This window comes from Streptomyces sp. Isolate_45 (assembly GCF_024721315.2).
GTDB lineage: Bacteria > Actinomycetota > Actinomycetes > Streptomycetales > Streptomycetaceae > Streptomyces.
In genome coordinates, this window is the sequence record NZ_JANFAK020000162.1 from 1 (window position 1) to 17,094 (window position 17,094).

The 17,094-nt window shown below is 73.3% G+C and carries 18 protein-coding genes; 7 read left to right on the forward strand and 11 right to left on the reverse strand.

What is annotated here, in order from left to right; all coding sequences use genetic code 11:
* Positions 1 to 147: 147 nt before the first annotated feature.
* The 5 genes from NOD94_RS33725 to NOD94_RS33745 all read right to left on the reverse strand — a co-directional run bounded on the left by NOD94_RS33725 (position 148) and on the right by NOD94_RS33745 (position 3,629).
* Entirely contained in the window at positions 148 to 846 is a 699-nt protein-coding gene (locus NOD94_RS33725) for a DUF4191 domain-containing protein (protein WP_281210003.1), read from the reverse strand.
* Between the two features lie 10 nt (positions 847 to 856).
* Positions 857 to 1,054 (reverse strand): hypothetical protein, encoded by a 198-nt coding sequence (locus tag NOD94_RS33730; RefSeq protein ID WP_281210004.1) that lies wholly within the window; start codon positions 1,052 to 1,054, stop codon positions 857 to 859.
* A 316-nt stretch (positions 1,055 to 1,370) separates the two neighbouring features.
* Positions 1,371 to 2,324, reverse strand: coding sequence for a lipoyl synthase (gene lipA, locus NOD94_RS33735; protein ID WP_281210005.1), 954 nt, complete (start codon positions 2,322 to 2,324; stop codon positions 1,371 to 1,373).
* A 110-nt stretch (positions 2,325 to 2,434) separates the two neighbouring features.
* Entirely contained in the window at positions 2,435 to 3,232 is a 798-nt protein-coding gene (gene lipB / locus NOD94_RS33740; RefSeq protein ID WP_281210006.1) for a lipoyl(octanoyl) transferase LipB, read from the reverse strand.
* 100 nt (positions 3,233 to 3,332) lie between these two features.
* Positions 3,333 to 3,629 (reverse strand): hypothetical protein, encoded by a 297-nt coding sequence (locus tag NOD94_RS33745; RefSeq protein WP_281210007.1) that lies wholly within the window; start codon positions 3,627 to 3,629, stop codon positions 3,333 to 3,335.
* Between the two features lie 173 nt (positions 3,630 to 3,802).
* Between NOD94_RS33745 and NOD94_RS33750 the strand changes: the two genes are divergently transcribed.
* Positions 3,803 to 5,242, forward strand: coding sequence for a regulator (locus tag NOD94_RS33750; RefSeq protein WP_281210008.1), 1,440 nt, complete (start codon positions 3,803 to 3,805; stop codon positions 5,240 to 5,242).
* A gap of 154 nt (positions 5,243 to 5,396) precedes the next feature.
* Here NOD94_RS33750 and NOD94_RS33755 read toward each other — a convergent pair whose 3' ends face one another.
* The 3 genes from NOD94_RS33755 to NOD94_RS33765 all read right to left on the reverse strand — a co-directional run bounded on the left by NOD94_RS33755 (position 5,397) and on the right by NOD94_RS33765 (position 8,743).
* On the reverse strand, positions 5,397 to 6,683 hold the full coding sequence (locus tag NOD94_RS33755) for an NAD(P)/FAD-dependent oxidoreductase (protein WP_281210009.1): 1,287 nt from the start codon (positions 6,681 to 6,683) through the stop codon (positions 5,397 to 5,399).
* 205 nt (positions 6,684 to 6,888) lie between these two features.
* Positions 6,889 to 7,779, reverse strand: coding sequence for a TIGR01777 family oxidoreductase (locus NOD94_RS33760; protein ID WP_281210010.1), 891 nt, complete (start codon positions 7,777 to 7,779; stop codon positions 6,889 to 6,891).
* 277 nt (positions 7,780 to 8,056) lie between these two features.
* The gene (locus NOD94_RS33765; protein WP_281210011.1) at positions 8,057 to 8,743 is read right to left on the reverse strand and encodes a VIT family protein; all 687 of its coding nucleotides are present in this window, start codon (positions 8,741 to 8,743) and stop codon (positions 8,057 to 8,059) included.
* 76 nt (positions 8,744 to 8,819) lie between these two features.
* On the opposite strand from NOD94_RS33765, the gene NOD94_RS33770 reads away from it, so the two are divergent.
* Together NOD94_RS33770 and NOD94_RS33775 are read left to right on the forward strand one after the other, a co-directional pair.
* Positions 8,820 to 9,908, forward strand: coding sequence for a PP2C family protein-serine/threonine phosphatase (locus tag NOD94_RS33770; protein WP_281210012.1), 1,089 nt, complete (start codon positions 8,820 to 8,822; stop codon positions 9,906 to 9,908).
* 132 nt (positions 9,909 to 10,040) lie between these two features.
* Positions 10,041 to 10,346: a hypothetical protein gene (locus NOD94_RS33775; protein WP_281210013.1), complete on the forward strand. Its 306-nt coding sequence runs from the start codon at positions 10,041 to 10,043 to the stop codon at positions 10,344 to 10,346.
* On the opposite strand, the gene NOD94_RS33780 is transcribed toward NOD94_RS33775, so the two are convergent.
* A complete protein-coding gene (locus NOD94_RS33780; protein WP_281210014.1) occupies positions 10,341 to 10,595 on the reverse strand; it encodes a hypothetical protein in 255 nt (84 codons plus the stop codon). The genes NOD94_RS33775 and NOD94_RS33780 overlap by 6 nt on opposite strands.
* 107 nt (positions 10,596 to 10,702) lie before the next feature.
* Between NOD94_RS33780 and NOD94_RS33785 the strand changes: the two genes are divergently transcribed.
* The gene (locus NOD94_RS33785) at positions 10,703 to 11,074 is read left to right on the forward strand and encodes an ArsC/Spx/MgsR family protein (protein ID WP_281210015.1); all 372 of its coding nucleotides are present in this window, start codon (positions 10,703 to 10,705) and stop codon (positions 11,072 to 11,074) included.
* A gap of 165 nt (positions 11,075 to 11,239) precedes the next feature.
* On the opposite strand, the gene NOD94_RS33790 is transcribed toward NOD94_RS33785, so the two are convergent.
* On the reverse strand, positions 11,240 to 12,115 hold the full coding sequence (locus NOD94_RS33790; RefSeq protein ID WP_281210020.1) for a Gfo/Idh/MocA family oxidoreductase: 876 nt from the start codon (positions 12,113 to 12,115) through the stop codon (positions 11,240 to 11,242).
* A 278-nt stretch (positions 12,116 to 12,393) separates the two neighbouring features.
* On the opposite strand from NOD94_RS33790, the gene glnII reads away from it, so the two are divergent.
* From glnII to NOD94_RS33805, 3 genes are all read left to right on the forward strand, one after another.
* On the forward strand, positions 12,394 to 13,413 hold the full coding sequence (glnII, locus tag NOD94_RS33795; RefSeq protein ID WP_281210016.1) for a glutamine synthetase: 1,020 nt from the start codon (positions 12,394 to 12,396) through the stop codon (positions 13,411 to 13,413).
* 88 nt (positions 13,414 to 13,501) lie between these two features.
* A complete protein-coding gene (locus NOD94_RS33800) occupies positions 13,502 to 14,416 on the forward strand; it encodes a hypothetical protein (protein WP_281210017.1) in 915 nt (304 codons plus the stop codon).
* Between the two features lie 349 nt (positions 14,417 to 14,765).
* Positions 14,766 to 15,347: a winged helix-turn-helix domain-containing protein gene (locus tag NOD94_RS33805; RefSeq protein ID WP_281210018.1), complete on the forward strand. Its 582-nt coding sequence runs from the start codon at positions 14,766 to 14,768 to the stop codon at positions 15,345 to 15,347.
* Positions 15,348 to 15,449: 102 nt separating this feature from the next.
* On the opposite strand, the gene NOD94_RS33810 is transcribed toward NOD94_RS33805, so the two are convergent.
* Positions 15,450 to 16,892, reverse strand: coding sequence for a PepSY domain-containing protein (locus NOD94_RS33810; protein WP_281210019.1), 1,443 nt, complete (start codon positions 16,890 to 16,892; stop codon positions 15,450 to 15,452).
* Positions 16,893 to 17,094 lie beyond the last annotated feature (202 nt).

The following is a 17,094-nucleotide window of genomic DNA, read 5'->3' on the forward strand; positions in this document are numbered from 1 at the left end:
CCCGAGCCGGATGGCTTCGGGGGCGCCCCTGCGTCGTACTCGTATGTCGCGCGTCGCGCATCGTGCGGCGCGGATGTCGCCCGACCCGTACGTCGTGCCCGGCGCCGCGCGCTTCGTATACGGAACGCGGATCGGGGCGCTAGGCCACTAGCGCGCCTTCCCGCCGCGCGGCATCCGCATGCCCTTGGGCATCGGGCCCTTCGGCACCGGCATGTTGCTCATGAGGTCACCCATGGCCCGGAGCTTGTCGTTGACCTGGGTGATCTGCGGGCCGGACAGGACGCGCGGCAGCTTCAGCAGCGTCGTACGGACCTTCTTGAGCGGCACCTCGCCCTCGCCGGTGCCGACGATGAAGTCGTGCACCGGAACGTCGGGCATGATCCGGGCCAGCTTCTTCTTCTCGGCCGCGAGCAGGGTCTTCACCCGGTTCGGGTTGCCCTCGGCGATCAGGACCACGCCCGCCTTGCCGACGGCCCGGTGGACGATGTCCTGGCTCCGGTTCATCGCGACGGCCGGGGTGGTCGACCAGCCCCGTCCCACGTTGTCCAGTACGGCCGCGGCCGCGCCCGGCTGCCCTTCCATCTGCCCGAAGGCAGCGCGCTCGGCCCGTCGCCCGAAGATGATCGCCATCCCCAGGAACGCCACCAGGAAGCCCAGGATGCCCAGGTACACCGGGTGACCGATCAGGAAGCCGATCGCAAGAAAGACACCGAAGGTGACGATTCCCACGCCCGCGACGATCAGACCGACCTTCGGGTCGGCCTTGCGCGTCATCTTGTACGTCAGGGCGATCTGCTTCAGTCGCCCGGGGTTCGCAGCAGTCTCTGCGTTTGACTTCCTCGCCATATGGCGAAGTTTACGTGGCCCGCGGGGTCCGGGTGGCCGCGGCCTCGAGTACGTGCTCGGTTTCGACCCGGTCCTTCGCCCTGCGACGGTCTTCCAGGACCGCCGTCCAGGCGTTGCGGCGGGCGCCGCTCATGAGCAGCGACTCGATGCCGCGGAAGGCCTCGGCTACGGACGGAATGGCGATGGCGCGTACGGGCGCGGCCTGCATGATGTCGGTCCCTCTCTCGGAGCTCGCATCGATGGGCGTGTGCGGTGCGTGGACCCAGCGTCACTGACTGGTGTTACCAGGGCATGACCGGCCGGTCAAACGTGATGAAATATTGACGCGGCCCCCAGGCTCTCCCGATAAGAGCCTAGGGGCCGCGTCGACACAGTGTTACCGCTTGGTAGGTTTATGTGAACGACTTCACATCGCACGCAACCTACGCTCCGGCTCGGCTGCGCTTCACGAAAACCCGGTCGAGCTCCGCCTCGCCACCGCTACGGCCGCGTGCCCGCCCTCGTACCTCGGACGGACCCGCAACCTACGCTCCGGCTCGGCTGCGCTTCTCCATGGCCTGCGTGTAGAGGCGGCCCGCCCTGTACGACGAGCGGACCAGGGGGCCCGACATCACGCCCGAGAAGCCGATCTCCTCGGCCTCCTTCGCCAGCTCGACGAACTCCGCCGGCTTCACCCAGCGCTCGACGGGGTGGTGCCGCGGCGAGGGCCGCAGGTACTGGGTGATGGTGATGAGCTCGCAGCCGGCCGCGTGCAGGTCGCGCAGTGCCTCGCTGACCTCCTCGCGCTCCTCGCCCATGCCGAGGATCAGGTTCGACTTGGTGATCAGGCCGTACTCGCGGGCCTTGGTGATCACGTCGAGCGAGCGCTCGTAGCGGAAGCCGGGGCGGATCCGCTTGAAGATGCGGGGCACCGTCTCGACGTTGTGCGCGAAGACCTCGGGACGGGAGGCGAAGACCTCCTCCAGCAGCTCCGGCACCGCGTTGAAGTCCGGTGCGAGCAGCTCGACCTTGGTGTGACCGCTCTCGCGGTGCGCCGTCTGCTGGTGGATCTGGCGCACCGTCTCCGCGTACAGCCACGCGCCGCCGTCGGGCAGGTCGTCGCGGGCGACACCGGTGATGGTGGCGTAGTTCAGGTCCATGGTGACCACGGATTCGCCGACGCGGCGCGGCTCGTCCCGGTCCAGGGCCTCGGGCTTGCCCGTGTCGATCTGGCAGAAGTCACAGCGCCGGGTGCACTGGTCGCCACCGATGAGGAAGGTGGCCTCGCGGTCCTCCCAGCATTCATAGATGTTCGGACAGCCGGCTTCCTGGCACACCGTGTGCAGTCCTTCGCCCTTCACCAGGGCCTGCATCTTGGTGTACTCGGGGCCCATCTTCGCCCGGGTCTTGATCCACTCGGGCTTGCGCTCGATGGGGGTCTGGGCGTTGCGGACTTCGAGGCGCAGCATCTTGCGTCCGTCGGGTGCGACTGCGGACACGACCGGCTCCCTGTGACTTCGATTCTTCGGCGCCCACCAGGGTACGCCCGTAATTTCGTACGCTCTTACGTCCGCCAACCTGGGGGCCGCCGGACGCATTCCCGGAGGCGTCAGCCCACGGCCGGCTCGATCTCGCGGGGTCGCAGCTCGGCCTGCTCCAGAACGTCCTTCAGGTGCCGCTCCACGACGGGCAGCACCTCGGCGATGGTGATCTCGCGGCCCAGCTCGTACGAGAGCGAGGTCACACCGGCGTCCCGGATGCCGCAGGGGATGATGCGGTCGAACCAGGTGCTGTCGGGGTTCACGTTGATGGCGAAGCCGTGCATCGTGACGCCCTTCGCGACGCGGATGCCGATCGCCGCGAGCTTGCGGTCCTCGCGGCGCTGGCCGGCGTTGGAGGGGGCGTACTCGGGACCGTTCAGGCGGGCGTCGAACTCCTCGTCGTGCAGACGGGGGTCGAACTCCAGGGAGAGGCCGCCGATCCTCGGGCGCTCCTCGACGGGGTCGCCGAGCACCCACACCCCGGAGCGGCCCTCGACCCGGGTGGTCTCCAGGCCGAACTCGGCCGCCGTGCGGATCAGGGCGTCCTCCAGGCGGCGGACGTGCGCGACCACGTCCACCGGTCGGGGCAGCTTCATGATCGGGTAGCCGACCAGCTGGCCCGGTCCGTGCCAGGTGATCTTGCCGCCGCGGTCCACGTCCACGACGGGCGTCCCGTCGAGGGGCCGCTCGCTCGGGTCGGTGCGCCGGCCGGCGGTGTACACCGGCTGGTGCTCCACCATCAGGCAGGTGTCGTCGATCTCGTCCGCGAAGCGGGCGGCGTGGACGCGCCGCTGCTCGTCCCAGGCCTCGGTGTACTCGACCGATTCCGGCCCGAAGCCCAGATGGACAAACCGAAGCTCAGTCACCGCAGCGCCTCCTCGTTGAACCTGCTGTGTGCACGTACCGCACCCGGCCAAGGGTACGGCGGCTCCCCCGGGCTCCTTCAGGCCCCCGGCGCGAGACGCCTCAGAGCCCCGGTCCGAGCAGGGTCCGGGCCTCCGCCGGCGGGCCCGGGAGCTGCTTGGGGCGCCTGCGCCCCTTGCGCGGCAGGTCCGGGTCCTCGTCCGCCCGCGGCAGCCGGCGGTGGCCCTCGGAATGGTCGTTGACCCACCCGCACACCCCGCACGCGTACCGACCGTCGAGCCCCGCGATGTAGGTACCGCACCGGCGGCACTCGGCCTCGGTGAGCTCGGGGGCGGGCAGCGGGGCTGCGGATTCCGCGTACGCGTCGGGGCGGTGTGCCCCGTGGGGCCGGCGGGTCATGGGCCGCAGCGTACGCGGAGGTCACGGGCCGGTCCGTAAAGAGCCCTACCCATTCTGCACACGATCGGATGAATGTGGGGCAGAGAGGGCGGTGCGGGCGGAGTTCGCCGCTACATTCACGCCGTTCACAGGGCCGGGACCCCGGTCCGTCACGTCAGGAAACCGTGGAGCCGATGACGGAACGACCTGCCCAGCGCGTCCCCAACCGGCAGCTCGCGGCGCTGATCGCGGAAGCCGGGTTCTCCAACGCCGGGCTCGCCCGCCGCGTCGACCAGCTCGGCCTGGAGCACGGTCTGGACCTGCGGTACGACAAGACCTCCGTGACCCGGTGGCTGCGCGGCCAGCAGCCCCGCGGCACGACCCCCGCGCTGATCGCGGAGGTCTTCACCCGGCGCCTCGGGCGGCGACTGTCGGCGCAGGACCTCGGCCTCGACGCGTGCGCCCCCGTCTACGCCGGGCTGGAGTTCGCGGCCACCCCCGAGGAGGCCGTGGACATCGCGAGCGGGCTGTGGCGCAAGGACTCCGGATCGCACGCCGAGCTGCGCAAGATCGCCTTCACCCCCGCCGGCCTCGTGGTCCCCAGCCGGGACTGGCTCATCGGCCGGGCCGACGAACGCGTCGGGCGCGGCACGGACACCGCCGCCTCCCGCGTCCCCGCGCAGGGCCGCGCCTCGGTGCCCCGGCAGCGGCAGATCGACCGCGGCCCCGGGCAGCGGGTCACCGGCGGGGACATCGCGGCGCTGCGCTCGGTGAGCGAACTGTTCCGCACCCTCGACCACGCCTACGGCGGCGGCCACGCCCGCCAGGCCCTCGTGCGCTACCTGGAGCACGAGGCCGAACCCATGCTCCGCGGCACCTACGGCGAGACCACCGGCCGGCGGCTGTTCTCCGCCGCCGCCGACCTGACCCGGCTCGCGGGCTGGACCTCGTACGACATCGCCGCGCACGGACTCGCCCAGCGGTACTTCGTCCAGGCGCTGCGCCTCGCGCAGGCCGCCGGGGACCGGCCGTACGGGTCCTACGTACTGGTCACGATGAGCCGGCAGGCGGTCTACCTCGGCCACGGCCGCGAGGCCGTCCAGCTGGCGCGGGTCGCCCAGCAGGGCGTCGGCTCGGGCCCCCCGCCGGTGGTGCAGGCGCTGCTGCACGCCGCCGAGGCGCGGGGGCACGCCGTGCTCGGCGAGGTGCGGTCGGCGACGGCCTCCCTGGTGCGCGCCGAACGCGCGCTGGGCGCGGGCCGGCCGGGGGACGACGTACCGCCGTGGGCCCGGTTCTTCGACGAGGCGCAGCTCGCCGACGAGTTCGGACACTGCCACCGGGACCTCCAGCAGTACCGGGCCTGCGCCCAGCACGCGGAGCGCTCCCTCCAGCTGCGCTCGCCCGGCTACGCGCGGTCCCGGCTGTTCTGCCGGGTGGTGCTGGCCACGGCCCGGCTGGGGCTGGGCGAGCTGGACCAGGCGTGCGCGTTGGGCGCGGAGGCGGCGCAGCAGGCGATGGAGATGCGGTCGGTGCGCGCGGTGGAGTACGTACGGGACTTCGAGCGGCGGCTGGAGCCGTACCGGGACGCGTCGGCGGTCCGGACGTACCGGGACCGGGTGGCGGCGCTGTCCTGACCGGGCGGGGCGCTGTCCTGATCGGGCGGGGTGGGGGCGGGTTCGGGGGGCGGGTGCCGATGCCGCTTCCGGTGCCGCGGTGGGGCGCCGGCCGGTGTACGGACGTGCGGAGGCCCGGTCCCGGGGTGGGACCGGGCCTCGGCCGGGGTGGTTCTCATGCCACCGCCGGAAGGGCTGGTTCCGGGGTGGCCGGGAGCGGGATGCCGAAGTCGCGCAGCAGGGCGGTGGCCGCCCGGCGGGCGGAGTGCAGGGCGCCCTGGACGGTGTTGGAGTCGCGGTGGTCCCCGCAGACGTAGAGCCCCGCCAGGACCCGTACGGGGCGCCGCAGGTCGTACGGCGGGGGCATCGCGGGCACGGCCTCCGGGGTGTGGTGCACGGCGAGGAGGTCCCAGTCCCGGGTCGAGGTGTCGTAGAGCCGGGCCAGCCGCGAGGCCACCGTCCGCGCGGGCGGCGGCGGGCCGTGGACGGTGGTGGTGACCAGGCTGCGGCCGGCCGGCGCCCGGCTCGGGTCGACGGCGCTCATCACGGTGGTGTGCGCGAGCGGCCACTTCGGGTCCGCGTCCAGGAGCAACGAACCGTCCCAGGGCAGCGGCGCGGGGGTCGCGTGGTGGATGACCGTCACCTCGTGGAAGCGCGGCACCCGCAACCCCGGCAGCAGCTCGGACGCGGCCCGGGCTCCCGTCGCGAGGACCACGGAGCGACATCGGAAGTCCCCGTGCTCCTCGGTGGTGACCAGGCTCGTCGCCACCGACCGGACCCGGACCCCGGTGCGCACCGTGCCCGGCGGCAGTGACTCGGCGAGCAACCGCGGCAGGGCCGCGGCCCCGCCCTCGGGCACGGCGAGCCGGCCCCGGACGAAGGTGCGCAGCGCGAGGTCGGCGACGCGGCTGGAGGTGGTGAGGTCCGGGTCGCGCAGCAGGGTGGAGAGCAGGGGGCGCAGGACCCCGTTCACGGTGCGCGGTGGCAGGCCGCGGGAACGCAGCGCGGTGAGCGCCGGGCGTTCCGGCCGGGCCAGCACCCGCTCCTCGGGCAGCGCGGCGAGCCGGCCGAGGGCGGCACTGAGCCGGGCCTGGTCGAGGGAACCGCTGGCCAGCGCGCGGGCCGGGGTGAGCGCCCCGGCCCGCTGCTGCTTGCCGTCGACGCCGTGCACCAGCACCCCGGGGGCGAAGGGCCGCAGCGTGAGGCCCTCCAGACCGGGGGTGCGGGCCGGCTCGGTGTACGAGGTGTTGAGGAGTTGCCCGATCCGGTCGAGGCGGAAGCCGTCGGCCGATCCGGTGGCCATGCGGCCTCCGGGATCGTCGGCGGTCTCCAGGACGGTGACCGTGACCCCCGCCGCGATCAGGTGGTGTGCGGCCGCGAGTCCTGAGACTCCGGCTCCTACGATGACGACGTCCGCGAGCTGTGCGGTGTGGTGCGCGGCATGGTGTGTGCTGCTGAGCACGTGCCCCTCCCCGAGGTCGGCGCGGCTGTGTGGGAACCTCCTTCCCCCAACGGGCTCCAGGAGAACCCGAGTCCGGTGGGGTATTGCGCACAACTCCGGTCGCATGGCGGTCGCATACGGGTCACGAACGGTCGCATGTGGGCGTTCGGGGGCGCGGGGGCGGCGGGGGCCGCCTGGGGATGGGCCGGGGGGTCGGGGGCGGGGGTCAGGCCAGCGCCGCCCTGATGGCGTCGTCGATGCCGGGGTGGCGGAAGACGAAGCCGGACTCCAGCAGCCGGGTCGGGCGCACCCGCTGGCTGCCCAGCACGTCCTCGGAGAACTCCCCGATCGCGACCCGGAGGACCGGCGCGGGTACGGCGAACAGGGTCGGGCGGCGCAGTACGCGGCCCATGGCGGCGGTGATCTCACGGTTGGTCAGCGGTTCGGGCGCGGTCAGGTTCACCGGGCCGGAGAGGTCGGGGGTGTCGATGAGGTGCCGCAGCGCGGCGATCTCGTCGTGCATCGAGATGTACGACCAGTACTGGCGGCCGTTTCCGAGCCGGCCGCCGATGCCTGCCCGGAAGACGGGGAACAGCTTGCCCCACGCCCCGCCCTCGGCGGCGACCACCAGCCCGGTACGGGCGAACACGGTACGCACCCCCGCGTCGCGGGCCGGGGAGGCGGCCGCCTCCCACTCCACGCACACGGACGGGAGGAAGCCCCGCCCCGCCGGTGCGGCCTCGTCGACGGCGCGGTCGCCGGTGTCGCCGTAGTAGCCGATGGCGCTACCGCACACCAGGACCGGCGGGGGGCTGTCGAGGGCGGCCACGGCCCGGGCGATGGCGGCGGTCCCGAGGACCCGGCTGTCGCGGATCTCCCGCTTGTAGGCCGCCGACCAGCGGCGGTCCCCGACCCCGGCCCCCGCCAGGTGGACGACGGCCCCGCATCCGGCGAGCCCGGCGGGGTCGACGTGGCCGCCTGCGGGATCCCACCGCGCCTCGTCCGGCCCGGCGGGCGCGCGGCGCACGAAGCGGACCACGTCGTGGCCGTCGGAGCGGAGGGACTGGACGAGGGCCTGACCGATGAGTCCGGAGGATCCGGTGATGGCGATGCGCATGGGCCCAGTCTGCCGCCGCTGCCCTGGCCGGGCGCGGTTCCGAACCCGCCCGGCCCCGCCGCCATCAGCCCCGCCGGCGTTTGAGGCGCCGATTCAGCCCCGCCGGCCATTGAGACGCCGATCCAGCCTCGCCGGCGTTTGAGGCGGGGGGGTTCGGGGCGGAGCCCCAAGGCCTGCACCGTGACCCCACGGCACGCCCGGCCGCGCCCACGCATGAGGCACCTACTCAGCCCCGCCGGCGATTGAGGCGCGGGGTCCGGGGTGGGGCCCCGGGGTGTCAGGTGGTGCCGAGCAAGGTGCCGGCCGCGTAGGTGACGGCCATCGCCAGGGCGCCGCCCGTGACGTTGCGGAGCACCGCGCGCAGCACCGGCGCGCCGCCCAGCCGGGCGCTGACCACCCCGCAGAGGGTGAGCGCCGCGAGGACGGCCGCCACCGTCACCGGCACCCGCGCCGACGCCCCCGGCAGGACGATGGCCAGCAGCGGCAGCATCGCCCCCACCGTGAACGCGATCAGGCTGGCCACCGCCGCGTGCCACGGGTTGGCCAGCTCGTCCGGCTCGATGCCCAGTTCCACCCGCGCGTGCGCCCGCAGCGCGTCGCGCTCGGTCAGTTGGACGGCGGCCTCCCGCGCCAGCTCCCGGCTGAGACCCCGGTCGGCCAGCAGGTGGGTGAGTTCGTCCAGCTCCGCTTGCGGCTGCTGCGCCAGTTCCCGGCGTTCCACGTCCAGCGCGGCCCGTTCCGAGTCCCGCTGCGAGCTGACCGACACGTACTCCCCCGCCGCCATCGACAGCGCGCCCGCCAGGAGTCCCGCCACTCCCGCCGTCAGGATCGTGGTGCGCGAGGTGGTGGCGCCGGCCACGCCCACCACGAGGCCCGCGGTGGAGATGATCCCGTCGTTGGCGCCGAGCACGCCCGCCCGCAGCCAGTTCAGGCGGGTGCTGATGGCCGCGCTGGTTTCCGTCACCGCTCCACTGTCCCGGGCGACGCCCCGAGGGGCCACCCGGCGTGCGCGGCCCGGGACGCCGTACCAGGGTGGAGGGGTGAGACGCGCACGGGAGGATCCGGGCAGGCTGCACGGTGCCCCGCCGCCGCGCTGGGCCCGGTTCGCGCCCGCCGTGGCCCTGGTGGCGCTGTGCCTCGCCCAGTGGCTGACGCCCGGCAACGTCGAGCTCGGCTACTTCCTGGCGGCCCTCCCCGCGGTGGCCGCCTTCTCCTACGGCGCGGCCGGCACGGCCGTCTTCGCCGCGCTCGTGCTCGCGCTGCTCGCCTTCCCCGACCTCGGCGTGGGGCACGCGCGGGGCTCCGACCTGGCCACGGTGGCCGTCGTCGGGCTGCTCAGCGTGGTCATCGCCTTGGTGCGCCGTCGCCGGGACGCCCAGTTGGTCAGTGTCCGCACCGTCGCCGAGGCGGCCCAGCTGGCGGTGCTCCCGCCCGTCCCGGACCGGGTGGGTCCGGTGCGGTGCTCCGGTCTCTACCGGGCGGCGCAGCAGGGCACGCTGGTCGGCGGCGACCTGTTCGACGTGCGGGCAGGTCCGTACGGGGTGCGTGCGGTCGTGGGGGACGTACAGGGCCACGGCCTGGCGGCGGTCGGGACGGTGGCGGCGCTGCTCGGCGCCTTCCGGGAGGCGGTCCTGGACGACCGGGAGCTGGTGGACGTCGCCTCGCGGCTGGACCGGCGGCTGGTGGCGGACGCCGCCGCGGACGCGGACGCCGTGGAGCATCCGGAGCTGTTCGCGACGGCCGTACTGCTGGAGTTCCCGACCGGGCTGGACCTCGTACGGATCGTGTCGTGCGGGCATCCCCCGGTCCTGCTGCTACGGGACTTCGTGGCCTCGGAGATATCGGCGGAGCCGGGCCCTCCGCTGGGTCTGGGCCTGGCCGGCCCGATCCGCCCGGCGGTGACCGAACTCCGACTGGTGCCGGGCGACCGGCTGCTCGCGCACACCGACGGGGTCACGGAGGCACGCGACTCCGCCGGCGACTTCTATCCGCTGGCCGCTCGGGTGCCGGCGCTGTCGGGCGACCCCGCGGGCCTGGTCCGAGCGGTGTGGAAGGACCTGGCGGCCTTCTCCGGGGGTGGTCCGCGCGATGACGTGGCCCTGCTGCTGCTGTCGGTCGGGTCGGAGTGACCGGCCCGTACTGATCGGATGATCAGTTGGTAACAGTGCGGGCTCCGGCCCTGTTTCCGTGTTTCGCTCGGCAGCGACGACAGCGACACCGCCCCCGAGCACGATCACGAGCACGGAAAGACGAGGCCCTCGATGCGCGCACCGCTCAAGCACAGGAAGCGCCTGGCGGCGGTCGCCGCCGCCGCAGCCGCGACCGGGCTGCTCACCGGCGCGATGCTCCTCGGGTACGAGGCCGGCGATCACGCCGGGCGCTCCACGGGTCACGACGGCGGGACCGCCGCCGTCGTGACCCCTGCCGGGGCGCGGACCGGCTCCATCCATTTCGTCGGGGAAGAGGGCGGCACGGTGGTCGGCGTGCCCCTCGACCACGCCGGGTCCGCCGGGTCCGCCGGTACCTCCGGCTTCGTCGGCGGCCCGGACGTCATCGCGGCGTCATGAACCGTCGCGGATGAAGGAGCGCACCATCTTGCAGGTGAGGTTGGAGGGACGGTGAATACCCACCCGGACCGCCATCGTCCGGATCTTGCGGTTGGTCGCGCGCCGGGCGTCGTAGGTCCCGGTGTCGAGCAGGGATATCGCGAGCCGCATCGCCTTCAGACGGCGATTGTGGCTCTCGTACCACTCCCGGGGCAGACCCGCCGGCAGCGGCTTCTTCTTGGGCATCACAATGATCGCGGCAGCGGCCATCTACAGCCTCCCAAACAGTAGTTGGCTTCCTGTCGTTCTCCTTCGATTTTACCGGGGGGCACTGACAAAAGCCCCTGGCCGGACGCGGTCCAACTAGGCTGGCGACCATGGAGATCTGGATCAATCCCGCCTGCTCGAAATGCCGCAGCGCGCTGACCCTGCTGGACGCGGAAGGCGCCGACTACACCGTCCGCCGGTACCTGGAGGACGTGCCGTCCGAGGCCGAGATCCGCGAGGTGCTGGACCGCCTCGGACTGGAGCCCTGGGACATCACCCGCACCCCCGACCCCCTGGCCAAGGAGACCGGCGTACGGGACCTGCCGCGCGAGGGGACCGAACCGGCCCGGCAGCGCTGGATCGCCCACCTGGCCGCACACCCGAAGCTGATCCAGCGCCCGATCATCACCGCCGAGGACGGCACGGCCGTCATCGCCCGCTCCGAGGAAGCCGTCCGGGAAGCGCTGTCCCGGAAGAGGTAGGCGGGTGGGGGGTGGGGCGGGCGTGAGGCCGGGGGGCGAGGGCGGGAGCGGGGCTCCGGAGGGGCGGGATGTCCTTGATCCGGATCAGGGCGGGTTTGGTGGTTTCCCGCCCCTCGCACCCCGCCCCCGGACCCGGCCCACCACCCGAACCCCCACCCCCACCCCTCACCCGCCCAGTTGCTCCTCCGCCCCCGCCAGGATCTCCGTCAGGCGGGCTCCGAAGTCCGCTCCGCGTGGGTCCGGGACGCCCGTTCGGGCCGCGGCGAGCAGGGCGTCCAGGGCGCGGCCGTAGGCGCCGGGTACGTCGCTCCAGTCGGGGAGGGCGAAGACGCCCTCGGCTCCGCGCAGTTCGAGCCCCACTCCCGCGGCGGCCCGTGGGGCGCCCAGGCTGAGTACGGCGGTGCTGGCCGCGCCCGAGGTGTGGCGCAGGGTGAGTTGGACGACGTCGGAGGGGCCTCGTGCCGCGGTGACGGCGGTGACGTCGCCGAGGACGGGGATCAGGACGGACAGGGCGTGCGGGCCGACGTCCCACAGGCCGCCCTTGGACTTGCGCCAGGGCGAGTCGGCGTAGGCGCTGGGGGTGCCGTCGGGCGGGAAGACGGCCCCGAGCCAGTGGGCGGAGGCGGTGAACCAGCCGGTCCGCCCGGCCTGTTCGTCGACCCACCCGGCGGTGGGTTCGGCGAAGCGGAGGGTGAGGAAGACGACGGAGGCGACCTGGTGCCGGGTCGCGGCGTCGGCGACGGCGCGGGCTTCCTCGACGGTCGTGGCGACGGGTTTGTCGAGCAGCAGGTGGCAGCCGGCGGCGGCCGCGCGGACGGCGAGGGGGGCCTGGACGTCCGGGGGCAGGGCGAAGGCCACCGCGTCGCAGTCGGCGAACAGCGCGTCGGGGTCTTCGTACACCTTCACGCCGTGTTCCTGGGCGAGCTCGGCGGCCGCCTCGGGGCGCCGGCCCCAGACCCCGGCGAACTCGGAGCCCGTGTGGGCGGCGAGGGCGGGGGCGTGGGTGCGGCGGGCCCAGGGGCCGGTGCCGAGCAGGCCGATGCGGGGGCGGTGGGTGCCTGAGGCCTGGTGGGGGGCGTGGCCGGGGGCTGCCTCGGGGGCGCCGTCGGCGGAGTTCAAATCGTACGAAATGCTCACGTGCCCAGTCTGCCGCACCCGGACGGGCGTGCGGTCGCCAACCCGCACAGCCCGTTCGACCTGCGGTGTAAACCTCGGTAACACGGGGTTCACACATGGGCAACGGGTGAGAAATCGCGGCGGGGGACGCTGCGGAGGACACCATGGCGATCCGCAGCACCCGCAGAGTCAGGATGGGGCCCGTGAGCTACAAGGCTGAGTACATCTGGATCGACGGCACCGAGCCGACGGCGAAGCTTCGCTCCAAGACGAGGATCCTGGCGGACGGCGAGGACCTGCCGGTCTGGGGCTTCGACGGGTCCAGCACGAACCAGGCGGAGGGCCACGCCTCGGACCGCGTGCTCCAGCCGGTGTTCTCCTGCCCGGACCCGATCCGCGGCGGCGACCACCTGCTCGTCCTGTGCGAGGTCATGAACATCGACATGACCCCCCACGCGTCGAACACCCGCGCGCTGCTGCGTCCGGTCGCGGAGGAGTTCGCCGAGCAGGCGCCGATCTTCGGCATCGAGCAGGAGTACACGTTCTTCGACGGCGCCCGCCCGCTCGGCTTCCCGGTCAACGGCTTCCCGGCGGCGCAGGGCGGCTACTACTGCGGTGTCGGTTCGGACGAGATCTTCGGCCGGGACATCGTCGAGAAGCACCTGGACCACTGTCTGGCGGCGGGCCTGAGCATCTCCGGGATCAACGCCGAGGTCATGCCGGGCCAGTGGGAGTTCCAGGTGGGCCCCGTGGGCCCGCTGGAGGTCTCGGACCAGCTGTGGATCGCGCGGTGGCTGCTGTACCGCACGGCCGAGGACTTCAACGTGTCGGCGACGCTGAACCCGAAGCCGGTCAAGGGCGACTGGAACGGCGCGGGCGCGCACACCAACTTCTCCACGAAGGCGATGCGCGAGGACTACCGCGCGATCATCTCGGCGTGCGAGGCGCTGGGCGAGGGCTCGAAGCCGCTGGACCACGTCAAGAACTACGGGGCGGGCATCGACGAGCGTCTGACGGGGCTGCACGAGACGGCCCCGTGGAACGAGTTCAGCTACGGCGTCTCCGACCGCGGCGCCTCGGTGCGCATCCCGTGGCAGGTGGAGAAGGACGGCAAGGGTTACATCGAGGACCGCCGTCCGAACGCGAACGTCGACCCGTACGTGGTGACGCGCCTGATCACGGACACCTGCTGCACGGGCCTGAAGAAGGACGGCCTGGTCTGAGACCGGCGCCACCGACAGCGCGGCGCCCGTCCTCCCCAGCGGGAGGGCGGGCGCCGCGTTGTCGGTGGTACCTGTCAGGGTGTGGCCCATGCTGCCCGTGAAGATCCACACCGAGCGCGCCGAGTCCTACGAACGGCCCGCCGCCCCCTGGTTGTCCGAGCTCGTGGAGCGGATCGGGGCGGACGGGGACCGGTTCCTCGTGGTGAACCGGATCCCCGACGAGCCCGACGCCTTCGTCCAGGTCTGGCACGAGGCGGGTGGCGAGTACCAGTTGGAGCACCGGGCCGGCTCCCCGGACCGGCACTTCCAGGCCTTCGTGCCCACCGCGGCCGAGGCGGCTCGGGTGATGCTCGGCTGGGCCCGGCAGGAGGAGGGTTGGGACCTCGGGCCGGCGTGGGAGCGGCTGGACTTCCCGGTGGAGGAGGCGCCGCCGCTCGACGCGGGGGTGGAGGAGGAGCTGACGGGGCTCGTCCGGGAGAGGCTGCTGTGCGGCTACGACGACAGGGCGACCCTGGCCGAGTACGCCGGGTACGTCCTCGGGAGCGCGGACGGGGGCGGGTCGCCGGTCTCCCCCGCGCAGGCGCGGCTGTTGGTGGACCGGCTGTGGCGGGAGCGGGTGGCGGAGCAGGCCGGCTGGGAGGGCGAGACCGATCCCGAGCGGCTGACCCGGGCGTTCGGGGCGCTCGGTGCGCGCGGGATCACGGCGCGGGAGGACTTCGCCTGCTGCCGGGCCTGCGGCCTCGCGGAGATTGGGGATGCGGGCGAGGAGGACGCGCGGGGGTTCGTCTTCTTCCACTCGCAGTGCACCCAGGGTGTGGCGGCGGGCCACGACCTGTGGTTGCTGTACGGGGGTTTCGAGTCGGGCGACGAGCTGACGGTGTCCGTCGGCCGGGAGGTGGTCGCGGCGCTGGACGGGGTGGGGCTGAAGTGGGTGTGGGACGGATCCGCCCAGGATGCGGTACGGGTCACCGGGTTGGACTGGCGGAAGCGCCTGATCGGCTGACTGTTTGTCGGGAATGTGACGTCCTGACGAAACCTTGGTCACGGAATATGAGATTCCGCTCCACTGAGTGAGACAGGGGCTGCCCCGGCCCCGCACATCTGCTTCAATGTGGCCCATGGCCAGCCACTTGCACACCTCGACGGGTCGCAGCGACCTCGAGCCGTTCTGGCCCTCCCGTCAGGATCATGATTTCGACCGGGAGTGTTGCCGCGCGAAGAACGCGCCGGCCCTCTAAAGCCTTCCGGGACCTCCCGACAGACCCGCCCGAGGCCTTCGGTCTGCGCGGTACGACAACGACGACGTACGTACGTCTCCTGCCGACCACTCCGCGTGAAAGAGCTGACCACTCATGGCTAACACCCGTTCCCTGACTTCTGCCGCCTCCGCCGCGACCTCGCCCCTGACCTTCCCGCCCAGTCCGCGCCATCGGCTGCGCGCCGTCGACCGGGACGAGGTGGCGCGCGTCGTGGACCTGCTCCCGCCGGGCGCCACCTGGCTGCCCGCGCCCCAGCACAGCCTGCCGACGCTGCCCGGCAACCCGCCGATGGTCGGCTACCTGGTCCTCGTACCGGCCGACCAGCAGCCGCCGATCGCCTTCGCACCGCAGTCCGTGCCGCTCCCGGCCGCCGAGGCCCCGACGACCACCGGGGACGCGCTCGTACGGATCGACTCCGCCCAGCGCACCGCCGAGGTGGACGGTCAGGTCCTGGACCTGACCTACCTGGAGTTCGAGCTGCTCGCCCACCTCGTGGCGCACCCCCACCGGGTGCACAGCCGGGACCAGCTGGTGACCACGGTGTGGGGCTACGGCCACGTCGGCGACGGCCGTACGGTCGACGTCCACATCGCCCGGCTGCGCCGCAAGCTGGGCGTTGCCCACCGCGGCACCATCCAGACGGTCCGCCGCGTGGGCTACAAGTACGCGCCCTGAGCGGTGCGTCGGTCGGTGGGCCGAAACGCCCGCGCACCGCGATGACGACGGGCCCGCACTCTCCGGGGGGAGTGCGGGCCCACCTGTGTGACCGCTCGCGTACTAGCCCTGCGGCGCGGACGTCCCGGCGCGGCGGGCGGCCACGAAGCCGAGGAGCACGTCACCCGCGAGGAAGACGAGCAGGCTGATCCCGAGCATCGGGACGACCCATCCGACAAGCGCGGTCACGGCGGCGAGCGGCAGCAGCAGGGTCACCGGCAGCTTCCGCCAGGCGCCGCGCGGCTGCGGGCGTCCCACGGAGAGCCTGCGTTCCTTGGTGGGGCGGCGCATCCACCACATCCGGTAGCCCCACACGACGAGGAACATCACGGCGACGGCGAGCGCGGCCAGGGCGAGCTGGTTGGCGAGCCCGAAGGTGAGGCCCATGTGCAGGTCGATGCCGAAGCGCGTCAGCTTGGCGAGCAACGGGTAATCGGCGAAGCGGAGTTCGTCCATGATCCGGCCGTCGGCGGGGTCAACCGCGACCGCGTCCAGGTGCACCGGGAACTGCTTGTCGGCCTCCTTGACGACGTAGCCCTTGCCCTCTGCGGGGAGGGTGACGCGCAGGCTCGCGCCCACCCCGGCGGCTCGGGCGGCGGCAACGGCCCGGTCGATGCCGATGTCGGCGGTGGGCGGCGGCGGGGGCATCTCCATGCCCGGCGTCATGACGTGCCCGGCGTGTTCGTCGCCGCCTGCCGCGGCGCCGTTGAGGGCGGCGGCGACGGAGGGAGTGGCTCCGCCGAGGCGGTCCTGGAGCTGCCCGATGTTCTCGCCGGCGTAGCGGGACCAGGTCAGGCCCGTGGCGGAGAGGACGACGAGTCCGGCGACGGCCCACAGGCCGACGGTGCCGTGCCAGGACAGGGTCCGGCGGCGGCCGGTGGCCTTGTGGTCGGGCAGTACGAGGTGGGCCTTGCGGGAGCGGCGGCGGCCGATCCACAGGGCGAGGCCGCCGAGGGCGACGACCCACAGCCAGCTGGCGGCCAACTCGCTGTAGTTCCGGCCGAACTCGCCGAGCTGGAGGTTGGAGTGGAACTCGCTGAGCCAGGCCCGCAGCGGCAGGGCGTCACCGGCGGTGGTGAGCTGCCCGCGCACGTCGGCGGTGTACGGGTCGACGAACACGGTGAGGGTCTCGCCCTCTCCGAGGCCCGGGCTCTCCATGATCACCCGGGTGGTCGCCTCCTCCTCGGGCGCGGGCCACACGGCGAGGACCTTGCCCTCGGGTGCGGCGGCGCGGGCGGCCTCGACCTGGGCGCCGATCGGCAGGGCGCCCTCACCGACCCGGGCGACCGTCAGTTCGTCGGAGTAGAGGATCTTCTCGGCCTGCCAGGAACCGGCGTACAGCAGGCCGGTGGTGGCGGCGAGGAACAGGATCGGGGCTATGAGCAGCCCCGCGTAGAAGTGGAGGCGCAGGAGCAGCGGGCGCAGGGCGGCCCAGGTGCCGCCGGTGCGCTTCGGCGGTGCGGTGGGGTCCCCGGTGGGGGCGTCCGCGAGCACGTCGAGGGACATGTCGGTCCTCAGGGTTGGCGAAGGCATGGGTGGGTGGCCCCAGGTCTCGCCCCCTCGCCGAGGAGGTGCGCCGGTCAGGCGCGGGCAGGACGGCCGGGGGCCGTGGCGCGGGTGTTCCACCGGACGGGCGGCCCGCGGCGTACCGCGGTGTGGGCGTGGACGGCTCCGCGGAGCCGGCGCGGCCGGTCGCAGGGGGCGCAGT